This window comes from Klebsiella sp. V115_8, from assembly GCF_029967715.1.
GTDB classification, from domain to species: Bacteria; Pseudomonadota; Gammaproteobacteria; order Enterobacterales; family Enterobacteriaceae; genus Klebsiella; species Klebsiella quasipneumoniae.
In genome coordinates this window covers 1-21,750 of the sequence record NZ_JASCAR010000050.1, presented here as the reverse complement: position 1 = coordinate 21,750, position 21,750 = coordinate 1, and the positions used below count along the sequence as shown (strand labels likewise).

Here is a 21,750-nt window from a genome sequence, read left to right as displayed (position 1 = left end):
GGGGCCAGGCCAGTTGCTTTACCGTGACGGTGAAAGCCCCGGAGCGCGTCGTTTACTTCTGCCCGTAGTAGGCGTTCGGCCCGTGTTTACGCAGAAAATGTTTTTCCATCAGCCAGCTGTCAATCGGCTGCAGCCGCGGATTAATGCCGCGGGCAATCCACGCCATGCGCGCCATCTCTTCCATCACCACCGCATTGTGCACCGCCTCGTGGGCGTCTTTCCCCCAGGAGAACGGCCCGTGCTGATAGACGACGATCCCCGGCGTATGCAACGGGTTTGCCTCGCCCAGCGTTTCGATCATCACCTTCCCGGTGTTCAGCTCGTAGCCCTCATCCACCTCCTGCGCGCTAAGCGCCCGGGTGCAAGGGATATCACCGAAAAAGTAGTCCGCATGGGTGGTGCCGAGCGCCGGGATCGCCAGCCCCGCCTGCGCCCAGGCGGTAGCGTGCGTCGAATGGGTATGCACCACCCCGCCAAGGCCGGGATAACGGCGATAGAGCGCCAGATGGGTAGCGGTATCAGAGGAGGGACGCCAGCGTGATCCGCGTTTAAAGATGCTGCTGGAAAAAGGCGACCGTCGTGGCCAGCGCCTCCGGGGTGATACGATGGCGGACGCCTTTCTGCCAGACGCAGGTCAGCCTGGCGGCAAGATCGCTCTGCCTGAGTGCCTGCTCAAGCCGGAAGGTCTCTGCCGGCGGCACCACGTCGTCGGCATCGCCATGCCAGAGCAGCAGCGGCCGCCGGGCGAGCGACGCCAGCTGATGACTGACATCCCACTCGCTGAGGCTGTCGCCATCAAAGCCAGGCGAGGGAAACAGGGTTTGCGACAGCGAACGAAAATAACCCGACCCCATCAGGCAGGCGACGCTGTTCAGCTCGGGATGATGCGTCATGATACCCAGGGCCGTCATTCCCCCCATCGACGCCCCCGCCACCGCCAGTCGCTCTCCTTCCAGCCAGCCTTCGGCGATAATCGCCTCGCGCAGCGCGGGAAACTCTCTGAAATTCTGCTGCAGGATCGGCCAGAAGCGCTGCATCCGCCCGGTCTCATCACCGTGATAGCGCGCGCCATGCTCCGGCGCGTCCGGCATAATCACCCGGAAACCCGCCTGGGCCAGCGCCACTGCAAAGTAGCTGTAAACCAGTTTTGACGAGGTAAAGCCATGATAAAAGACGATACAGGGCAGTGGCTTATCCAGACTCTCCTGCGGGCAGGCATGCAAAATTTCGCCACCGCCGAGGTTGCGCATTTCGAGTGCAATCATTTATCGTCTCCCTTATCTATTGTGGTTAGGCAGCATGGGAAAATGCATTCACCAGGCAACCCCGTTTGCTACGATTCATAATGTTGAGAACCCGGTTACGCTTTCACAACATTTTCATTCGAAAATCGCGTCAGAGATAACAGTTCGGGAACATTCCCCGGAAATCCTGTTAAGGCTACCACTACACTATCACTATCAGGAAACGAGATATGGTTATGCGCAGGTTTTGTCCGTGGTTACTGGCTATCGTCCTCAGCGGGTGTAGCGCTCTGCAGGGAACGCCGGAAGCCCCGCCGCCCGCCACCGACCATCCGCAGGAGATCCAGCGCAACCAGACGGCTGGCCTGCAGAAAATGGCCACGGTGAGCGTACTGATGTACGGTTCGCCGATGGATGTCGAAGCGGCGCTGAAGGCCAAAGCAGAAGCGGCCAAAGCCGATTACTACGTCATCATCATGATCGATGACACCATGGTACCCGGCCAGTGGTATTCGCAGGCGATCCTCTATCGTCGATGACGAGACGGCGTCTTTAAATCTGCTTTACACAGCTTTGCGTCCATTCACGTTCTCCTGTGCATAATAACGTTCGGCCAGCCACCTGGCAGGACGTTAGCAACGGACTGCCCTTGGGACTACGTGAAATGGAGCTGACGATGAAACGATCTTTTACCCTATCCAGCCTGCTGTTAACCACTGCGACGGCCAACACCTCCGCGCAGTCAGCCGAATTCGCCAGCGCGGATTGCGTCACCGGCCTGAATGAAATCGGTCTGATCTCCGTCGCTAATCTTTCCGGCAGCCAACAGGATGTGGAGCACGCCATTGCCCGCAAAGCGGACGAGCAAGGCGCCTCCTGGTATCGCATTATTCAGATGTACGAGGAACAACAGCCGGACAGCTGGCGCGTGCAGGCCATTCTCTACGCCTGAGGCGCCTGACGCCCCCGCCCCATGGCCCGCAGCAGCAGGTCGTCGAGGGTCGGCGCGTCAAGACGTATGCCGCCGCGCGTGTCGAGCATCATCCGGCACCAGGCTTCGGCCAGCGGCGGCGAAGCGAAACGCAACATCTGCGCTCCCGCCCCCAGACGATAGACCAGCCGGGCAATCTCTCTGCCCTGCTCTTCGGCGGGTCGTTTCAGCAATTGCTGCAGCTGACGCCATGCGCGGTCGAGATGGCGGTTCTGTCCTTTCACCTCCGCACACTCCGCGGCCAGCAGCTCCATCGCCGCCGGCTGCTTGCTCAGCACCCGCATCACATCGAGGCACATAATATTGCCGGAGCCTTCCCAGATGCTGTTGACCGGCATCTCGCGATACAACCGCGGCAGCTCACTCTCCTCGCAATAGCCGATCCCTCCCAGGACTTCCATCGCCTCAGCGACGAACGGGATGCCGGCCTTGCAGATGGCAAACTTGGCCGCAGGCGTAAACAGACGCGCCCAGGCGCTTTCCCGGGCATCATCCCGACGGTCCCAGGCCCGCGCCAGACGAAACAGGAACGCGGTTTGTCCTTCAAGACGGAGCGCCATTTGCCCCAGCAGCTGGCGCATCATCGGTTGATCGACCAGATTTTTACCGAACGCCTGGCGCTGTAACGCATGATACAGCGCCACCGAGAAGGCCCGGCGCATCAGGGCATGGCTACCCAGCGCGCAGTCAAAGCGGGTCAGGCCGCCCATCCTGAGGATCTGCCGCACGCCGTCGCCCTCGTCGCCCACCAGCCAGCCGCAGGCGTCATAAAACTCCACTTCGCTACTGGCGTTGGAGCGGTTGCCGAGCTTTTCTTTTAAGCGCTCCAGCCGCACGCCGTTGCGCTGTCCGTCGGGCAGCAGGCGCGGCACAAAGAAGCACGACAGGCCCGCAGGCGCCTGGGCCAGCACCAGGTGGGCATCGCTCTGCGGCACCGAGAAGAACCATTTGTGTCCCACCAGCCGGTAAAACCCTTCCGCCGTTTTCTCCGCGCGGGTGGTATTGCTCAGCACATCGGAGCCCCCTTGCTTCTCGGTCATCCCCATGCCAATCAGCAGGCCGCGCTTCTGGCCGCCCGGCGCGAGGTGGGGATCGTAACGGTCGCTCAGCAGCGGCGACAGCCAGTCGCCAAAAGGCGCAGGCAGGGCGTGCTGCAGCAGAGGCGTCGCGGCGAAGGTCATGGTAATCGGGCACAGCGTTCCGGCCTCTACCTGGGCGTGGAGCAGAAAGCGAGCGGCGCGCGCGACAAACGCGCCTTCACGGGCCTCCTCCTGCCAGGCGAGATTATGCACCCGGTTCGCGCACAGCCCCTGCATCAGCAGGTGCCAGGCGGGGTGGAAGCGAACGTCGTCCAGTCGGGCGCCGGTGGCGTCATAGCGCAGCAGCTCCGGCGGGTTGCTGTTGGCCAGGCGTCCCAGCTCCAGCGATTCTGCGGTCCCCAGCTGCTGGCCAATGCTGGCGAGCAGATCGCCATCCCAGCCGGCGCCTTCACGGACCACCGCTTCACGCAGGGCGGTATCAGACAGGAACAGATTGCTGTTATTCAGCGGGGTCGGTTGATTAAAAACGGTGTGCGTTTGCCAGTGCATCGTGTCTCCCTCCATCAATGGCGATAACCATAAGTATGGTTATCCGGGGAGATACTCGCCCGCGAGAGCGGTCACAAAAAAGCCATCCCGGAGGATGGCTTTTCAGTTCCGTCAGCGGATCAGCTTAGCTGCGCTGGCGTACCGCCTCAAACAGGCAGATACCAGTGGCCACCGAGACGTTCAGCGAGGAGACGCTGCCCGCCATCGGGATGCTGATCAGCTCATCACAGTGCTCGCGGGTCAGGCGGCGCATACCTTCGCCTTCCGCGCCCATCACCAGCGCCATCGGCCCGGTCATTTTGCTCTGGAACAGCGTATGGTCGGCTTCACCTGCGGTTCCGACGATCCAGACGTTCTCCTCCTGCAGCAGGCGCATGGTGCGCGCCAGGTTGGTGACGCGGATCAGCGGGACGTTCTCCGCCGCGCCGCAGGCCACTTTCTTCGCCGTCGCATTCAGCTGCGCGGAACGATCTTTCGGCACAATCACCGCGTGCACGCCGGCAGCATCGGCGCTGCGCAGGCAGGCGCCGAGGTTATGCGGATCGGTCACGCCGTCAAGGATCAACAGGAACGGCTGATCGAGCTGCGCCAGCAGATCCGGCAGATCGTTCTCCTGATACTGACGCCCCGGCTTCACACGGGCAATGATCCCCTGGTGTACCGCGCCTTCGCTCTTCTCATCGAGGAACTGGCGGTTGGCCAGCTGAATCACCACGCCCTGCGCTTCCAGCGCGTGGATCAGCGGCAGCAGGCGCTTATCCTCACGGCCTTTCAGAATATAAACTTCCTGAAAACGCTCAGGTGCGCGCTCCAGCAGTGCCTGCACCGCATGGATGCCGTAAATCATTTCACTCATTGATGTACTCGTTTTAGGTTCTGTTATCCGCCCTTCACCCCGTTCTGCGTCAGCAGACTTCAGAGTGAAGGGTGGTCAATCACTCGGCGCTCTTCTTCTTTGCCGCGCGCTTGGCTTTGGTCGCGGCGGCGATTTTCTGCGTTTTCGCCGACGGTTTTTTCGCTTTCTTCTCGCCTTTCGGTTTCGCTTTCGCCTGGTCTTTTTCTTTGCGGAACGCGCTGTCCGGCTCGAAGTTCACCTGCTTACCAACCTGACGACGACGGCCGCCCGGTTTGCCGGAGGTGCTCTTTTTCGCTTTCTCACGGGCGGTTTTGCCGACATTACGCGGCGCGCGCTCGCTGGAGATCAGGGTAAAGTCGATTTTACGCTCGTCCATGTTGACCGCTTCCACACGGACTTCCACGCGGTCGCCCAGGCGATAGGTCTGCCCGCCGGACTCGCCGATCAGACGCTGCCCCACCTGGTCGAAACGATAGTAGTCGTTATCCAGGGAGGAAACATGCACCAGGCCGTCGATAAACAGATCGTTGAGACGAACGAAGAAGCCAAAGCCGGTCACGCTGGCGATAACCCCGGAGAAGATATTGCCTACCTGATCCTGCATGAAGTCACACTTCAGCCAGTCGGAGACTTCGCGCGTCGCTTCATCGGCGCGACGTTCGGTCATCGAGCAGTGCTCGCCCAGCTGCAGCATCTCTTCCATGCTGTAGTGCCAGCCGCCGGTCTCCGTGCTATTGCCTTTATGCCCCTGCTCTTTGGCCAGCAGATATTTGATGGCGCGGTGCAGCGACAGATCCGGGTAACGACGGATCGGCGAGGTGAAGTGGGCATAGGACTGCAGCGCGAGGCCAAAGTGGCCGCGGTTTTCCGGATCGTAGACCGCCTGCTTCATCGACCGCAGGAGCATCGTCTGCAGCATTTCCGCATCCGGGCGATCGGCGATGGAGGTCAGCAGTTCGGCGTAATCGCGCGGCTCCGGCTTGTTGCCGCCCGGCAGTTCCAGACCCAGCTCCGCCAGCACGCTGCGGAACGCGGTAATCGCCTCGGTGCTCGGCTTATCGTGAATACGGAACAGCGCCGGCTCCTGCGCCTTCTCAACGAAGCGCGCAGCGGAGATGTTCGCCAGGATCATGCACTCTTCAATCAGCTTGTGCGCATCGTTACGCTGGGTCTGTTCGATACGCTCGATACGGCGCTCGGCGTTGAAGATGAATTTAGCTTCTTCACTTTCAAATGAGATACCGCCGCGCTCTTCGCGGGCGCCATCCAGCACCTTGTAGAGGTTATGCAGTTCTTCAATATGCTTCACCAGCGGCGCGTAGTGCTCACGCAGCTCCTGGTCGCCCTGCAGCATATGCCACACCTTGGTATAGGTCAGGCGAGCATGTGAACTCATCACCGCTTCATAGAATTTATAACCGGTCAGACGGCCTTTTGACGAAATCGTCATCTCGCACACCATGCACAGGCGATCGACCTGCGGGTTCAGCGAGCACAGACCGTTAGACAGCACTTCCGGCAGCATCGGCACCACCTGCGACGGGAAGTAGACCGAGGTTCCGCGGCTGCGCGCTTCAGCGTCCAGCGGCGTCCCTGGACGCACGTAGTAGCTGACGTCGGCAATGGCTACCCACAGGCGCCAGCCGCCGCCGCGTTTCTTCTCGCAGTACACCGCGTCATCGAAGTCGCGGGCATCTTCGCCGTCAATGGTGACCAGCGGCAGGGAGCGCAGATCGACGCGCCCGGCTTTCGCCTCTTCCGGCACCTGCTCTTTCAGGCCGGAAACCTGGTTTTCTACCGCCGGCGGCCAGACGTATGGAATTTCATGGGTGCGCAGCGCCATATCGACGGCCATGCCGGTACCCATGTTGTCGCCCAGCACTTCGACGATTTTCCCCACGGCTTTGGTGCGACGGGTCGGGCGCTGGGTCAGCTCGACCACCACCACGTAGCCCATCCGCGCGCCCATAATCTCTTCCGGCGGGATCAGGATATCGAAGCTCAGGCGACTGTCGTCCGGGACGACGAAACCGACGCCAGCGTCGGTAAAGTAGCGGCCAACAATCTGGCTGGTTTTCGGCACCAGGACGCGGACAATGCGCGCTTCGCGGCGGCCCTTGCGGTCCGCGCCCAGCGGTTGGGCCAGCACCTGGTCGCCATGAATACAGGTTTTCATCTGCTCTGACGACAGGTAGAGATCGTCTTTGCGCCCTTCAACGCGCAGGAAACCATAGCCATCACGGTGGCCGATAACGGTTCCTTTGAGGAGATCAAGGCGCTCCGGCAGCGCATAGCACTGACGGCGGGTGAAGACCAGCTGACCGTCGCGCTCCATCGCGCGCAGGCGGCGGCGCAGCGCTTCGGTTTGCTCTTCGCCCTCGATATTTAACTCGATGGCCAGCTCATCGCGGCTGGCAGGCTTTTCCCGTTTGGTTAAATGTTCGAGGATAAATTCCCGGCTCGGGATTGGGTTCGCGTACTTCTCAGCTTCGCGTTCCTGGAATGGATCTTGTGACATATCGGTTCCTCCGTTGTCATCTCCGGCAGAGTGGCGTCACTCCACCAGCAATAATTTATAAAGCGGTTGATTCTTCTCAACCAAATCAGCCAGCGTATAGTTATCCAGTTCCTTGAGAAAACTCTGCGCGGCTTCAGCTAGCGCCTGTTTCAAACGACAGGCTGGTGTAATGTGACAAAACTCGCTGCTGCAGTTGACCAGCGATAAGGGTTCAAGGTCGCGCACCACGTCACCGACGCGGATCTGTCCTGCTGGTTTGCCGAGGCGAATGCCCCCGTTCTTCCCCCGCACGGCAGTTACGTAGCCCATGCGACTTAACTGATTGATTATTTTAACCATATGATTACGGGAGACGCCATAGACCTCGGTCACTTCCGAGATACTGGTCATCCGTCCTTCCGGCAGCGACGCCATATAAATCAGCGCCCGTAGTCCGTAATCGGTGAAACTCGTTAACTGCACATAAACCTCAGGGAAAAGAAAACAGGGTATGTCGAGCGACATCATTATTATTGATGATAAACCAGCCAGCGCTCAGGCCGCTAATTTATTTAAAATGGGGCGGGCGAACAGCAAAAACAAGGGCGCCCGAACGGCGCCCCTTGCGAGTGATTATGCGTCGAACGGGTCGCGCAGAATCATGGTCTCGGTACGGTCTGGACCGGTAGAGATGATATCAACCGGAACGCCGGTCAGCTCTTCAATACGCTGGATGTAGTTCAGCGCTGCCTGCGGCAGGCCGCTGCGCTCTTTCACGCCGAAGGTGGTTTCAGACCAGCCCGGCATGGTTTCGTAGATAGGCTCGATACCTTCCCAGTTGTCGGCTGCCAGCGGAGTGGTGGTCACTTCGCGGCCATCCGGCATACGGTAGCCAACGCAGATTTTCACTTCTTTCAGGCCGTCGAGGACGTCCAGTTTAGTCAGGCAGAAGCCGGACAGGGAGTTAATCTGCACCGCGCGACGAACCGCGACGGCGTCCAGCCAGCCGGTACGACGACGACGACCGGTGGTGGCGCCGAATTCGTTACCCTGCTTGCAGAGGAACTCGCCGGTTTCATCAAACAGCTCGGTCGGGAACGGACCCGCGCCTACGCGAGTCGAGTAAGCTTTGATGATACCCAGAACGTAATCCACATAACGCGGGCCCAGGCCGGAGCCGGTCGCCACGCCACCGGCGGTGGTGTTGGAAGAGGTTACGTACGGATAAGTACCATGGTCGATATCCAGCAGCGTGCCCTGCGCGCCTTCGAACATCACGAAGTCGCCACGTTTACGCGCCTGATCCAGCAGGTCGGAAACGTCCACCACCATGCCGGTCAGGATGTCGGCAATCGCCATCACATCGTCCAGCACTTTCTGGTAGTCAACGGCTTCTGCTTTGTAGAAGTTCACCAGCTGGAAGTTGTGATATTCCATCACTTCTTTCAGTTTATCGGCGAAGGTTGCTTTATCGAACAGATCGCCAACGCGCAGACCGCGACGAGCGACTTTATCTTCGTAAGCCGGGCCGATGCCGCGACCGGTGGTGCCGATCGCCTTCGCGCCGCGCGCTTTTTCACGCGCCACGTCCAGCGCCACGTGATAGTCAAGGATAAGCGGGCAGGCTTCAGAGAGCAGCAGACGCTCGCGAACCGGGATACCACGGTCTTCCAGGCCCTTCATCTCTTTCATCAGCGCAGCCGGAGACAGCACGACGCCGTTACCGATGATGCTGGTGACGTTTTCACGCAGAATGCCTGATGGAATAAGATGGAGAACGGTTTTTTCACCGTTGATTACGAGAGTATGGCCGGCGTTGTGACCACCCTGGTAGCGCACAACATATTTAGCCCGTTCTGTCAGGAGATCGACGATCTTCCCTTTACCTTCGTCACCCCATTGGGTGCCCAGTACGACGACGTTGTTACCCATTTTTCAAAATCACCGTTTGCTTAAAAATGGATTCTACCATCGCTTTTTCAGAGTTACAGCACTTTTTGCATCCAAAATAAGGCAAATCCGACCACTTTTTGATCAGCCAATCGATTTCCTCAACATGTAGTAGATCACAATCCCGGCAACCACAAGTCCGCCGCCAAAGCGCCGCAATAAATTATCCGGGAGCTGGCTCAGGCTGGCGACCATCTTGCGCCAGGCGCGCGGATAAAGTAGCGGGCCAAGCCCTTCGAGTACTAAAACCAGCGCCAGCGCCAGCCAAATGGTGGAGTTCATCGTCAACCCTAATTGAAAAGTATCATCGCCGCCTTCGCAGGCGTCATCGGCCAGCACAGTGAATTCATTCACTCATTTCACATTGTCCCGTATTTCAGCTTCATTATGAACCAGCAAAGTGAAACATAATTCACAACTAATTGTATTGATGGATATTTTTTAAACTGTAACTATGCCGTCGCGTACTACAACCCGGTACGTCTACATAATCAGGAAGATTATCATGAGAGAATTAACCGCATTTGAAATCGAAAATGTGAGCGGCGCAGGTTGGTTACAGGATGGCCTGGCCTCCTTAGGTAGTAAGGTCGGCGCCGCCGTATGGACGATGGGCACCGATGCCCTGAGCATCAACCTGCCGCTGCTTGGCACCATTAATCTGGCCGATCTGGCGCCGGACCTGGGCAAAACCCTGGGCGAAAGCGTTGGCTCATCTATCGGCGGCACCATCGAGAGTACGCTGGCGAGCCTGCCGGTGATCGGTGGCCTGCTGAACAAGCTGCTCGGCAACTAATTCACGCCGTCGTAGCATAAAAAAAGGCGCCTGTCTCAGGCGCCTTTTTGCATTAACCACTGTAGGTTACTGTCATCTTCGACTTATTTACGCACCGAATCCGGTGAACGCATATAGCGGAAGAAATCGCTATCCGGGCTCAGGACCATGACATCCTGATTGCTCTGGAAGCTCTTCTCATAGGCGCGCAGGCTACGAATAAAGGAATAGAAGCCCGGATCCTGGCTGAACGCGTCGGCAAACAGTTTTGCCGATTCCGCATCGCCTTCACCACGCAGGATACGGCCCTGGCGCTCGGCTTCCGCCAGCGTCTTGGTGACTTCATAGTCCGCGGTCGCGCGCAGTTTTTCCGCCTCTTCCTGACCCTGTGAACGGTGGCGACGAGCAACCGCTTCACGCTCCGCGCGCATACGGTTGTAGATCGCTTCCGACACTTCCGCCGGCAGGTTGATCTGCTTGATACGCACGTCGACGACTTCAATACCCAGCGCCGCCATACTGTTCGGGTTGATCACCTGCACTTTGCCGTTGGTTTCAGCTTCCACGCGCTCTGCCGCTTTGGCAATCGCGTCGTCAGCTGCCGGCGTGCTAACCTCGTCTTCCGTACCGGCCGACCCTGAGTTCAGCGCATCACGCACTTCCAGCGTCAGACGGCCACGGGAGTCGGTGACGATGTCTTTCACATCCAGACGGCCGATTTCAGAACGCAGACGGTCCGAGAATTTACGCTTCAGCAGCACCTCTGCCTGGGAGACGTCGCCGCCGCCGGTGGCCAGGTAGTAACGGCTGAAGTCGCTGATGCGCCATTTAATATAGGAGTCGACGATCAGGTCTTTCTTCTCTTTGGTGACAAAACGGTCAGCCTGGTTATCCATGGTCTGAATACGCGCATCCAGCATTTTCACCGATTCGATAAACGGGATCTTGAAGTGCAGGCCTGGCGCGTATACCAGCGGCTTGTTTTCGTCGTCGCGCAGAACTTTACCGAAACGCAGCGTGATACCGCGCTCGCCCTCCTTCACGACAAAGACTGACATGTAGAGCACTACCAGCACGATGACAATGATCGCGATAACAGATTTACGCATCGTTATTCCCCCTGACGCTGGTAGTCGTTACGCTGCGCGTTAGCGCGGCGTTGGTCCATAATGCTACCCCCGGTTGAGCTCGAGGTTGATGAGGTGCTGGCGCTGCCAGTGCTGGATGCAGGCGGCAGACGCAGCAGATCGCTGGCGTCACTGCTATCGCTCTTTGCTGCCGGCGCAGCGGCGCCTTTCAGCATCTGGTCCAGCGGCAGAACCATCAGATTGCCGTTTTTGCTGTCATTAACCAGCACTTTACGGGTGTGGCTCAGCACTTTTTCCATCGTTTCGATGTACAGACGCTCGCGGGTAATCTCCGGCGCGGCTTTGTATTCCGGCAGGATCTTAGCAAAGCGAGCCACTTCACCCTGGGCTTCCAGGACGGTCTGGGTCTTATAGGCGCGTGCCTCTTCGAGGATACGCTGCGCCTGACCATTCGCGCGCGGCTGGACTTCGTTGGTGTAAGCCTCCGCTTCACGAATGTACTGCTGTTCGTTCTCACGCGCGGCAATGGCATCGTCAAACGCGGCTTTCACCTCTTCCGGCGGACGTGCCGTCTGGAAGTTGACGTCCAGCAGAGTGATGCCCATGTTGTACGGGCGAATCGTCTCTTCCAGCTCACGCTGAGTATCGCTACGGATCACGGTACGACCTTCGGTCAGAATGCGATCCATGGTGTATTTACCGATCACCCCGCGCAGCGCGCTGTCGGTGGCCTGACGCAGGCTGTCGTCCGCGCTGGTGACGCTAAACAGATAGCGCTCCGGATCGGTGACGCGGTACTGCACGTTCATCTCAACGCGCACCACGTTTTCGTCAGAGGTCAACATGACGCCGGACGCCGCCAGTTCACGTACCGACTCCACGTTTACTGCCTGCACGTTATCGATAAAGGTCGGCTTCCAGTTCAGGCCCGGCTCAACCAGATGGCTGAACTTACCAAAACGGGTGACCACGCCGCGTTCGGCTTCTTTAATAGTATAGAAACCGCTGGCCGCCCAGATAATCACTGCCGCCGCGGCAACGATGCCGACAATACGCCCGCCCATCGGTCCGCGAGGTCCCTGCGCGCTATTGCCGCCGCCCAGTCCGCCCTTGCCGCCGCCGAGCCCGCCAAGTTTTTTACTTAACTTGCGGAAGATATCATCCAGATCCGGCGGCCCCTGCTCGCGACCGCCTTTGTTGCCATTTCCCTCAGAGTTGCCGCCAGGTTTGCTGCTCCCCCACGGGTCGCGGTCCTGTCCGTTATTACCGGGCTGATTCCACGCCATGTATATGCTCCATATTTGTTTTTGATATCCCCACAGGGGTCAATATCTTCAGGCAAGCTGCAAGGTCAAACCACATAGTCAACAAGCGTTGGCTCTTGCTTACAGAGGCGCCGCCAGTCAACGATCGGCATGCGCACCTGCAGACTCACGCTGCCGTCATCCTCCATCCACTCTTTTTCTATCGCCTGAAGCTGATAGAAACGGCTTCTCAGTCGCCCTTCTTTCGGCGGTAAGCGCAGCGTATGCTGGGCCACTTCACCGGAAAGGCGCTCCGTTAACGCCTGAAAAAGCAGTGGTACGCCAACCCCGGTCTGAGCGGAAAGCCAGACCCGAATCGGTTTATTTTCATCGTCGCGATCGATGCGCGGTTCAAAATCGTCCAGCATGTCGATTTTGTTCATCACCAGCAGCGCCGGGATCTCATCGGCCTCAATTTCAGCGAGAACCGTATTTACCGCATCAATGTTTTCCTGCACGCGGACATCCGCCGCGTCAATCACATGCAGTAGCAGCGTCGCCTGACGCGTCTCCTGCAACGTCGCTTTAAACGCGGCCACCAGATCGTGCGGCAGGTGGCGAATAAAGCCGACGGTATCGGCCAGCACCGTTTCGCCGACGTCAGGGACGTCAATGCGGCGCAGCGTCGGGTCCAGGGTCGCGAACAGCTGGTTCGCGGCATAGACCTCGGCGGCGGTGATCTGGTTAAAGAGCGTTGATTTTCCGGCGTTGGTGTAGCCCACCAGCGACACGGTTGGAATATCGGCTTTCGCGCGCGACCGCCGCCCCTGCTCACGCTGTTTTTCGACTTTTTCCAGCCGCGACAGGATCTGCATGATGCGGTTACGCAATAAACGACGGTCAGTTTCGAGCTGGGTTTCACCCGGGCCACGCAAACCGATCCCGCCCTTTTGTCTTTCAAGGTGGGTCCAGCCGCGGACAAGGCGGGTCGCCATATGGCGCAGCTGCGCCAGCTCGACCTGCAGTTTCCCTTCATGGGTGCGCGCGCGCTGAGCGAAAATATCTAAAATAAGACCGGTACGATCGATAACCCGGCATTCGCACAGGCGTTCCAGGTTGCGTTCTTGCGCCGGACTCAGGGCATGATCGAAGAGCACGACCGAAGCGCCGGTCGCTTTAACGGCTTCCGCAATTTCGACTGCCTTACCTTCACCAACAAAATACTTCGGGTGCGGTGCTTTACGGCTACCGGTAATCACCTGCATTGCTTCGACACCGGCGGAAGAGGCCAGAGTTTCAAACTCCTGGAGGTCTTCCATATCTTTGTCTTGCGAAAAATAGATGTGTACCAGTACCGCCTGCTCACCGGCGTCATAACGGTCAAACAAGCGTAAACCCCTTATAAAATACCAGCGGGGAACGCAGAAAACCTGGCTCCCCGGCGTGGAAAAACAGCACTAGCCTTATTCGGCGTCGTCGCTGTCTTGTTGTGGCGCAGAAGAGCCCTGCGCGCTACCACCGTGGTGATAGTTACTGGAACCGCCGCCAGCATTGTTGCTGTGGTGAGACACCGGGCGAGACGGGACAACAGTAGAAATTGCGTGCTTATAGACCATCTGGCTGACCGTGTTCTTCAACAGGATCACGAACTGATCGAAAGACTCAATTTGCCCTTGCAGCTTGATACCATTCACCAAATAAATAGAAACCGGAACGCGTTCCCGACGCAAAGCGTTCAGGAACGGATCTTGTAAAGATTGCCCCTTAGCCATTCTCTCTTTTCCTTATATGTATGCTTGTTTTGTACTCAGAACCTTACGATTCTCAAAAAAAATTACGCACGATACCGTTTAATTGTACACGTTCAGTTCTGGCTCGCACCAACAACCTGTAATACTTTGTTGAGCGCTTGTTCAGGTTGTTCACTGTCTAACCAGTGCACACCTTCCCAACCGCGCAGCCAGGTGACCTGACGTTTGGCTAACTGTCTCGTGGCGCAAACACCTCGATAAACCATCTCATCATATGGGATCTCGCCATTGAGATATGACCACATCTGGCGGTATCCGACACAACGGATGGAAGGCATATCCGTATGCAAATCTCCGCGGGCAAAAAGCGCCCGTACTTCTGCTTCAAAACCTGAAGCTAACATCTGATGAAAACGCTGTTCTATGCGTTGATGGAGCAGTTCACGGCTCGCCGGGGCGATGGCGAACTGATGCACCTGATATGGCAGAGCGTCTCCTGACGTTTGCGTCAGTTCCGTTAAAGTTTTACCCGAAATGAAAAAAACTTCCAGTGCCCGGGAAAGCCTTTGCGGATCATTTGGATGAATACGCGCAGCCGCTACGGGATCGATCTCCTGTAACTGCTGATGTAACGCGTTCCACCCCTGCTCTGCGGCCTGTTGCTCAATCCGCGCTCTGACCTCTGGGTCAGCGGACGGTAAGGGCGACAATCCTTCCAGCAACGCTTTGAAATACAACATCGTCCCGCCGACTAACAGCGGAATTCGCCCGGCGGCGACAATTTCCGCCATCGCCGCCAGCGCATCGCGGCGAAAATCCGCCGCGGAATAGGCCTCTGCAGGATCCAAAATATCCAGCAGCCGGTGCGGCGCGGCGCTCAGCTCTGCGGCATCCGGTTTGGCGGTGCCAATATCCATTCCCCGATAAATGAGGGCGGAATCAACACTAATCAACTCTACTGGCAAAACTTTACGTAAGGCTATCGCCAGCGCGGTTTTGCCGGAGGCCGTCGGGCCCATTAAAAAAATTGCCTTGGGCAGGCTCGCCTCGGTTACATCATTCATCTTTCAGGGCATTCATCGCCGAATGGAGATCTACAGGTTGTAACAGGCCACCCGGCGGCGTTCTCACCAACTGCGGGCAAAGACGCTCAACGTCCGCCAGCAGCGCAATCGCCTGCGCCATATTCCATGACGTCTGTTCGCTCGTCAGATTACGCGCCATCCATTGGGCGATATTGCCGACGTCGAATGCGTTTTGCTGCGCCAGGTAGCCTATCAGTTCAGGAATCAAGATTTGTAAATTTTGTTGTCTTAAGGGTAAAGGGACCGCGCGCACCGTCACGTGCAGAGCATCGGTATGCATATCGATCCCCAGCTGCGTCAGCGCCGGCTGCGCGGCGGCCAGCGCCTGTTTTTCCCCTTCCGTCACTTTTAACCGCAGGGGGATCAGCAGCGGCTGGGCACAGACGGCCTCTGCTCCCGGGGTTAACTGCGCCTGGCGCAGCCAGCGCTCGGCAACGGTCAACGACAGCAGCGCCAGGCCGCCCTCGCGCTCGAGCAGCGCGCAGTCGCGGCTCACAATCGTCAGCACTCTGCCAAAGCTCTGGCTGTGACCGGCCAGTTCCGCCGTGGCCGGAGTCTGTAACGCGGGCTTTGGCGCCGTTGGCGTGTCGAGCAACTGACGATAAAGCGCCCCTTGCTGCTTCTGGTAACCCGGCTGCGCGTGCGGCCAGCTCGCGCCGCCCGGCCTGCCGCTGGAGGCCGCAGACTCACGCGATGGCGTGATGCTGAAACGGGTTGCCGGTTCACGCGCTTCCGACGGCCGCGCAAACTGGTTGCCGCCCGCCGCGATCCGGTTCTCCGGCATCGCACGGGGCGCCGGCGGGTCGTCTTTTTCCGCCAGCGGCGCGTCAAGTTGCTGCTGCAGCACGCTCAGTACGCCCTGGTAGATAAAGTCATGCACCAGGCGCGACTGATGGAAACGCACCTCATGCTTGGCCGGGTGGACGTTCACATCCACCTGATGGGGATCGATCTCCAGATACAGCACAAACGCCGGCTGCTGATCGGCCCCCAGTTTGTCTTCACAGGCCTGGCGGATAGCGTGGTTGATCAGCCGGTCGCGCATCATCCGCCCGTTAACGTAGCAATACTGAATTTCCGCCAGCGCAGGGGTGGTATGCAGCGGATCGGCGACCCAGCCGCGCAGGGTCAGATCGCCATGCTGCCACTCAATCGCCAGGGCATGTTCAAGAAAGGCGGCGCCACAGATGGTTCCCAGCCGCCGCTCCCGCTGGCCATCCTGAGCGACTGCCCGATACTGGCGCATCACCTTGCCGTTATGGCTGAGGTTGATGGTGACGTCGAAGCGCGCCAGCGCAATGCGGCGGACCACCTCGTCAATGTGGCCGAACTCAGTCTTTTCGGTACGCATAAATTTGCGCCGCGCCGGGGTGTTGTAGAACAGATCGAGGACTTCCAGGGTGGTGCCGACCGGGTGCGCCGCCGGCTTCACCGTCACCGCCTGATCGCGGCCTTCGGCATACGCCTGCCAGGCTTCCTGCTGTTCCGCCGTGCGCGAGGTGAGCGTCAGACGCGCCACCGAGCTGATACTGGCCAGCGCTTCGCCGCGAAAGCCGAGGCTGATAATGGCTTCGAGATCGTCGAGCGAGGCGATTTTGCTGGTCGCGTGGCGAGCCAGGGCCAGCGCCAGCTCGTCTTTTTTGATGCCGCAGCCGTTATCGCGAATGCGAATGAGCTTCGCGCCGCCGCGTTCGATATCAATATCAATTCGCGTGGCGCCCGCATCAAGGCTGTTTTCAACCAGCTCTTTCACCACCGACGCGGGCCGTTCCACCACTTCGCCGGCGGCAATCTGGTTGGCGAGCTGCGGCGGCAGAACCTGAATCGGCATCCCCTGCTCCTTAGTTAATCAACATCCCGCCTGGCGCTGCGGCGCTGGCGGTCTGCGCCGCCTCGCCGCGAGGCGCAGACTGCAGCGGATGCTGCATAAAGTAGTTGCGCAGACCGTTGTAAATCGCCTCCGCAATCTGCTCCTGGTAATCATCGCTCCCCAGCAGCCGTTCTTCCCCGTTGTTACTGATAAAGCCTGTTTCCACGAGGATCGACGGAATGTCCGGCGAGCGCAGTACGCCGAGGCTGGCATGCTCAGGACGGCGCTTATGCAGATTGCCAATCCGCTGCAGCTGGCTGAGCACGTTAGTCGCCACATCGTAGCCGACACGCTGGGAGTGACCGAACTGCAGATCCAGCACCGCCTGGCTCAGGTAGGGATCGGCCTGGCTGTTCGCCAGCACATCGCCCGCGCCGCCGAGCAGTTCAGACTGCTTCTCATGCTGCTCCAGCCAGCCGGCCATTTCACTGTTGGCGCGACGGTTCGAGAGCACCCATACCGAGGCGCCGGTGGCATCGCGGTTTGGCGCGGCGTCGGCATGGATTGAGACGAGGAAGTTGGCGTTTTGCTTACGCGCCACATCCGAGCGCCCCATTACCGAAATAAAGTAATCCCCGTCACGGGTCAGCACTGGTTTAAACTGCGGATCGGCGTTCAGCAGCGCCCGCAGCTTGCGCGCGATAGCGATAGTCACGTTCTTCTCTTTGGTGCCATTCGGGCCAATCGCGCCAGGATCCTGACCGCCGTGCCCGGCGTCGATGGCGATAATCACCTTATCCTGCGCCGACACCGTGCGGGCCGCCGGACGGGTCACGGTCTGATTGTTGGTCATCGCCGGCTGAGAGGGGGTCATCACCGTCTGCCGATCGTGGCCCGACGAGCTAAACGGATTGCGTCCCGCCGTCGCCGTCCGGGAAGGCATTACCGGCGGCGGGTCGGCCCGTTTCACCACCACAGGAGGCGGCGGCGGTGGCGGCGGCGGCGCGTCGGCGTTGATGGTAAAGACCACCGTGTAATTCGCCCCGTTCTGCTGCTTCACCGCCCGGGTTTTGCCATCTTCCGTCAGATCCACCAGCAGACGCAGCGTCTGCGTATCCTGCGGCGTACCGGCGCGAATACTCTTCACCAGGTTGCTGCCGCTAAATTTCAGCGGCAGTCCCTGCAATACGCCGGTCTGCTTGATATCCAGCGCCACCAGTCGTTTGCCCTGCGGGGTAAAGGAATACTCCGGTTCACCGACAAAGCTAAGAGTTATACGGGCCTGCTGGTCTCCGTTGGAGACCTGGATATCGGATAAACTCGCCGCAGTGGCGTGAAGACTCGACAGCATCAGCGCAGCGGCAAGCCAGGTGGTTATGCGATACTTCATCCCGTCATCCTTCAGGCTAAATGGCTAAACGCGCCAGTAAAGACTCACCCCGTGAGGAGATCGCGGTAATGCGCGCCTCACGCCCTTGTGCCTGGTAATCAAGGTGAATTTCAACGTCCGGGTCAGGCAGGACACCTGCGCCTTGCTGCGGCCATTCCACCAGGCAGATGGCATCGTCGGCAAAATAATCGCGGATCCCCATAAATTCCAGCTCCTCAGGATCCGCCAGGCGGTAGAGATCGAAGTGATACACCATCAGTTTGTCGAGGATGTACGGCTCCACCAGGGTATAGGTTGGGCTTTTGACATTGCCGCGGTGACCGAGCGCCTGTAAAAAGCCGCGGCTAAAGGTGGTTTTCCCCGCGCCTAAGTCACCATACAGGTAAATCACGGTGGCGCCGGTACAGGCCTGCGCAATACGGTCGCCCAGGGCCAGCGTGGCCTGCTCATCGGGTAAAGGAATCACTCGGTTAATCATGGTCTACGTCAATCACATCCGGGTTAACAACACGCCTGAGCGTGGAAAAGAGATCGGTCGCCAGCATGCCGCGGGTGCCCTCGCGGGCGGCCAGTCGGTCGGCGGCATCGCCATGCGCGACGCCCCCTGCACAGGCAGCATCATACGGCGTCAGGTGCTGTCCTAACAATGCGGCGATAATGCCAGTGAGCACATCGCCCATTCCGCCGCTGGCCATCCCGGCATTGCCGGCGTCGATAATGCCCATCGCCCCGCTTTCACTGGCCACCACCGTGCCCGCGCCTTTCAGCACGACCACGCCGCCATACCGTTTTACCAGACGCTGCGCAGAAAGTAAGCGATCGCTTTCAATTTCTGCCACGCTGACGTTCAGCAGACGGGCCGCTTCGCCGGGGTGCGGCGTCAGCACGCGATTGTGACGTTTATCGGGATTGAATGCCAGCAGGTTCAGCGCGTCTGCGTCCCAGACCATCGGTTTGTTAACACTTTCCACCATGCGCAGGGCGCTGCGTCCCCACTCGTTCTGCCCCAGGCCCGGGCCAATCGCCACCACATCCGCCCATTCCAGCGCGGCTTTCAGGGTCTGCGGCGTCAGCTCATCCACCATTAATTCCGGCCGGGCGGTGACAATGGGCGCCACGTTCTCAGGGTGAGTGAGTACTCGCACCAGCCCTGCGCCGGCGCGTAAAGCCGCTTCACCGCACATGCGAATCGCGCCTGCCGTGCCGCGATCGCCGCCGACGATCGCCAGCTTGCCGTGATCGCCCTTATGGGAGGTAGCCCGGCGCGGCGGCAGCCAGTCGGCAAGGTGGGCGGCGCAAAATCGCGTCAGGGGGGTACTTTGTCCGGCGAGCCAGCGCTCAAGCCCCAGCGCATGATGGTGGAGCTGCCCGACGACATCCCGCGCCTTGCCGGTCAGCAGCCCCGGCTTGAGCGCAATAAACGTCAGCGTATGGTCGGCCTGAATGACCGCCCCCGGCGTCGCGCCGGTCTGCGCATTCAGACCGGAAGGGATATCCAGAGCCACCACCGGCGCAGGATGGTGGTTCGCCTGGTGGATGAGCGCCGCGATGGATTCGCGCGGCGCACTGCGCAACCCGGTGCCAAGCAGGCCATCAATAATCAGTGAGATATCGTCTGGCCAGGGGACTGTGGCCGCATGGATCACGCCGCCGGCGTTAAGCCATGCCTCCCGCGCCGCCTGCGCCTCTTCCGGTAGCGGGCTGTCACTCTCCACCGCCAGCAGCGTCACCCGCCGCCCGGCGGCCTGGGCCAGACGCGCGACGACATATCCGTCGCCGCCGTTGTTGCCATGCCCGCAGAGGATCAGCCAGTGCGCGCTGTCAGGAAAAGCGCGGCTGGCCAGCTGGAACGCCGCCTCGCCCGCGCGCTGCATCAGTTCAAACAGCGTCAGTCCCAGGCTGTCCGCCGCCTCTCGTTCGGCCAGGCGCAGCGCCTCCGCAGGCCAAATGTTGTATGGTATACTGTCAGGGTTTTTCGTCATTGTATGGTCCATCATGTCACAGCCCCTCGATCTCGTTCAGTTAGCGCAACAAATCAAACAATGGGGCACAGAGCTCGGGTTCCAGCAGGTCGGTATCGCCGATACCGACCTTAGCGCCAGTGAACCCAAACTGCAGGCATGGCTGGATAAACAATACCACGGCGAAATGGAGTGGATGGCCCGTCACGGTATGATGCGCGCCCGCCCCCACGAACTGCTGCCCGGTACGTTACGCGTCATCAGCGTGCGGATGAACTATCTGCCCGCCAACGCCGCCTTTGCCCGCACCCTGAAAGATCCCGCGCTGGGTTACGTCAGCCGTTATGCCCTTGGGCGTGATTATCATAAGCTGCTACGTAATCGCCTGAAAAAACTGGGTGAGAAGATTCAGGAACAGTGTGCTTCGCTCAATTTTAGACCTTTTGTCGATTCCGCGCCTATCCTGGAGCGGCCCATCGCAGAAAAAGCGGGCCTTGGATGGACAGGTAAGCACTCACTTATCTTAAGCCGCGACGCCGGATCCTTCTTTTTCCTCGGCGAACTGCTGATTGACCTGCCCCTGCCGGTCGACAGCCCGGTCGCGGAGGAGTGTGGACGCTGCGTCGCCTGCATGACCATCTGCCCCACCGGGGCCATCGTCGAGCCCTATACCGTCGACGCCCGCCGCTGCATCTCCTATCTCACCATCGAACTGGAAGGCGCGATCCCGGAGGAATTCCGTCCGCTCATCGGCAACCGGATCTATGGCTGCGACGACTGCCAGCTCATCTGCCCGTGGAACCGTTTCTCACAGCTCACCGATGAAGAGGATTTCAGTCCTCGCCAGGCGCTGCATGCCCCGCCGCTGGTGGAGCTGTTCGCCTGGAGCGAAGTGTGGTTTCTGAAGGTGACCGAAGGGTCGGCGATTCGTCGCATTGGTCACCTGCGCTGGCTGCGTAATATCGCCGTCGCGCTGGGTAATGCGCCCTGGGATGAAGCCCATCTTCGCGCGCTGGAGAGTCGCCTGGGCGAGCACCCGCTTCTCGACGAACACATTGAGTGGGCGATGGCCCAGCAGCTGAAAAAACGGAGCGCCGACGCCGTTGAAGTACAGCTGCCGAAAAAATTACGTCTGGTCAGGGTGGTAGAGAAAGGGCTGCCGCGCGACGCCTGATTCATTCACAGGCTGTGAATAAAATCTAAAACACATTGCGTTTCAAGGCGCAGACCGAGGTCAAGTGATCGAATTAACATTTCGAAATGAAATTTAATTGTTAAATTTCAATTAGATATAAAGATATTATTTACAAAGCGAAGCATTTACGCCGTCAGAGACGAAACGACAACCTGTGGATAACTCTGTTCACAGTATTTCTGCAGACCAAACGAAAATCATCCCCGGCGCTGGATTGCACTGTGGATAAATAAGAGATGGAAGGAAATTTGGAGCGGGAAACGAGACTCGAACTCGCGACCCCGACCTTGGCAAGGTCGTGCTCTACCAACTGAGCTATTCCCG

19 protein-coding genes and 1 pseudogene are annotated in these 21,750 nt (G+C 59.1%); 4 read left to right on the top strand and 16 right to left on the bottom strand.

Annotated elements, in window-relative coordinates; all coding sequences use genetic code 11:
* Positions 1-52: 52 nt before the first annotated feature.
* Positions 53-1,250: pseudogene (gene yjfP, locus QLG03_RS24760) on the bottom strand (esterase).
* 224 nt (positions 1,251-1,474) lie between these two features.
* Here yjfP and bsmA point away from each other — a divergent pair.
* Positions 1,475-1,783 (top strand): biofilm peroxide resistance protein BsmA, encoded by a 309-nt coding sequence (gene bsmA / locus QLG03_RS24755; protein WP_023291718.1) that lies wholly within the window; start codon positions 1,475-1,477, stop codon positions 1,781-1,783.
* Positions 1,784-1,920: 137 nt separating this feature from the next.
* A complete protein-coding gene (yjfN, locus tag QLG03_RS24750) occupies positions 1,921-2,196 on the top strand; it encodes a DUF1471 family protease activator YjfN (RefSeq protein ID WP_004206450.1) in 276 nt (91 codons plus the stop codon).
* Here yjfN and QLG03_RS24745 read toward each other — a convergent pair.
* The 6 genes from QLG03_RS24745 to QLG03_RS24720 form a co-directional block, all read right to left on the bottom strand.
* A complete protein-coding gene (locus QLG03_RS24745) occupies positions 2,187-3,824 on the bottom strand; it encodes an isovaleryl-CoA dehydrogenase (protein ID WP_023291717.1) in 1,638 nt (545 codons plus the stop codon). The genes yjfN and QLG03_RS24745 overlap by 10 nt on opposite strands.
* Before the next feature lie 124 nt (positions 3,825-3,948).
* Complete coding sequence (gene rlmB, locus QLG03_RS24740; protein WP_002885669.1) at positions 3,949-4,680, bottom strand: 23S rRNA (guanosine(2251)-2'-O)-methyltransferase RlmB; 732 nt, start codon at positions 4,678-4,680, stop codon at positions 3,949-3,951.
* 79 nt (positions 4,681-4,759) lie between these two features.
* Positions 4,760-7,198 (bottom strand): ribonuclease R, encoded by a 2,439-nt coding sequence (gene rnr / locus QLG03_RS24735; protein ID WP_023291716.1) that lies wholly within the window; start codon positions 7,196-7,198, stop codon positions 4,760-4,762.
* A gap of 36 nt (positions 7,199-7,234) precedes the next feature.
* The gene (gene nsrR / locus QLG03_RS24730) at positions 7,235-7,660 is read right to left on the bottom strand and encodes a nitric oxide-sensing transcriptional repressor NsrR (protein WP_002885667.1); all 426 of its coding nucleotides are present in this window, start codon (positions 7,658-7,660) and stop codon (positions 7,235-7,237) included.
* A 150-nt stretch (positions 7,661-7,810) separates the two neighbouring features.
* A complete protein-coding gene (locus QLG03_RS24725) occupies positions 7,811-9,109 on the bottom strand; it encodes an adenylosuccinate synthase (protein WP_012543110.1) in 1,299 nt (432 codons plus the stop codon).
* Between the two features lie 102 nt (positions 9,110-9,211).
* Positions 9,212-9,409: a DUF2065 domain-containing protein gene (locus tag QLG03_RS24720; RefSeq protein WP_002885664.1), complete on the bottom strand. Its 198-nt coding sequence runs from the start codon at positions 9,407-9,409 to the stop codon at positions 9,212-9,214.
* Between the two features lie 223 nt (positions 9,410-9,632).
* On the opposite strand from QLG03_RS24720, the gene QLG03_RS24715 reads away from it, so the two are divergent.
* Positions 9,633-9,923, top strand: a complete 291-nt coding sequence (locus QLG03_RS24715) for a hypothetical protein (RefSeq protein WP_023291715.1) — start codon at positions 9,633-9,635, stop codon at positions 9,921-9,923.
* A gap of 83 nt (positions 9,924-10,006) precedes the next feature.
* On the opposite strand, the gene hflC is transcribed toward QLG03_RS24715, so the two are convergent.
* The 9 genes from hflC to nnr form a co-directional block, all read right to left on the bottom strand.
* On the bottom strand, positions 10,007-11,011 hold the full coding sequence (hflC, locus tag QLG03_RS24710; protein ID WP_004192484.1) for a protease modulator HflC: 1,005 nt from the start codon (positions 11,009-11,011) through the stop codon (positions 10,007-10,009).
* A gap of 2 nt (positions 11,012-11,013) precedes the next feature.
* On the bottom strand, positions 11,014-12,276 hold the full coding sequence (gene hflK, locus QLG03_RS24705; RefSeq protein ID WP_004206443.1) for an FtsH protease activity modulator HflK: 1,263 nt from the start codon (positions 12,274-12,276) through the stop codon (positions 11,014-11,016).
* Between the two features lie 65 nt (positions 12,277-12,341).
* The gene (gene hflX / locus QLG03_RS24700; protein WP_004146725.1) at positions 12,342-13,622 is read right to left on the bottom strand and encodes a ribosome rescue GTPase HflX; all 1,281 of its coding nucleotides are present in this window, start codon (positions 13,620-13,622) and stop codon (positions 12,342-12,344) included.
* Between the two features lie 75 nt (positions 13,623-13,697).
* Positions 13,698-14,006: an RNA chaperone Hfq gene (gene hfq, locus QLG03_RS24695; protein ID WP_002885659.1), complete on the bottom strand. Its 309-nt coding sequence runs from the start codon at positions 14,004-14,006 to the stop codon at positions 13,698-13,700.
* A 92-nt stretch (positions 14,007-14,098) separates the two neighbouring features.
* Entirely contained in the window at positions 14,099-15,049 is a 951-nt protein-coding gene (gene miaA, locus QLG03_RS24690; RefSeq protein WP_004206442.1) for a tRNA (adenosine(37)-N6)-dimethylallyltransferase MiaA, read from the bottom strand.
* Positions 15,042-16,901: a DNA mismatch repair endonuclease MutL gene (mutL, locus tag QLG03_RS24685; RefSeq protein ID WP_147733892.1), complete on the bottom strand. Its 1,860-nt coding sequence runs from the start codon at positions 16,899-16,901 to the stop codon at positions 15,042-15,044. Before mutL ends, miaA begins: the two co-directional genes overlap by 8 nt.
* A gap of 10 nt (positions 16,902-16,911) precedes the next feature.
* Entirely contained in the window at positions 16,912-18,270 is a 1,359-nt protein-coding gene (gene amiB / locus QLG03_RS24680; RefSeq protein ID WP_044525185.1) for an N-acetylmuramoyl-L-alanine amidase AmiB, read from the bottom strand.
* Between the two features lie 16 nt (positions 18,271-18,286).
* Entirely contained in the window at positions 18,287-18,748 is a 462-nt protein-coding gene (tsaE, locus tag QLG03_RS24675) for a tRNA (adenosine(37)-N6)-threonylcarbamoyltransferase complex ATPase subunit type 1 TsaE (protein ID WP_139620694.1), read from the bottom strand.
* Positions 18,741-20,252: a bifunctional ADP-dependent NAD(P)H-hydrate dehydratase/NAD(P)H-hydrate epimerase gene (gene nnr, locus QLG03_RS24670; RefSeq protein ID WP_187142940.1), complete on the bottom strand. Its 1,512-nt coding sequence runs from the start codon at positions 20,250-20,252 to the stop codon at positions 18,741-18,743. The genes tsaE and nnr overlap by 8 nt, the downstream gene beginning before the upstream one ends.
* Positions 20,253-20,265: 13 nt before the next feature.
* On the opposite strand from nnr, the gene queG reads away from it, so the two are divergent.
* Positions 20,266-21,405 carry a tRNA epoxyqueuosine(34) reductase QueG gene (gene queG, locus QLG03_RS24665; protein ID WP_255989477.1) on the top strand — a complete coding sequence of 380 codons (1,140 nt, stop codon included), beginning with the start codon at positions 20,266-20,268 and terminating at the stop codon, positions 21,403-21,405.
* Positions 21,406-21,750: the final 345 nt, after the last annotated feature.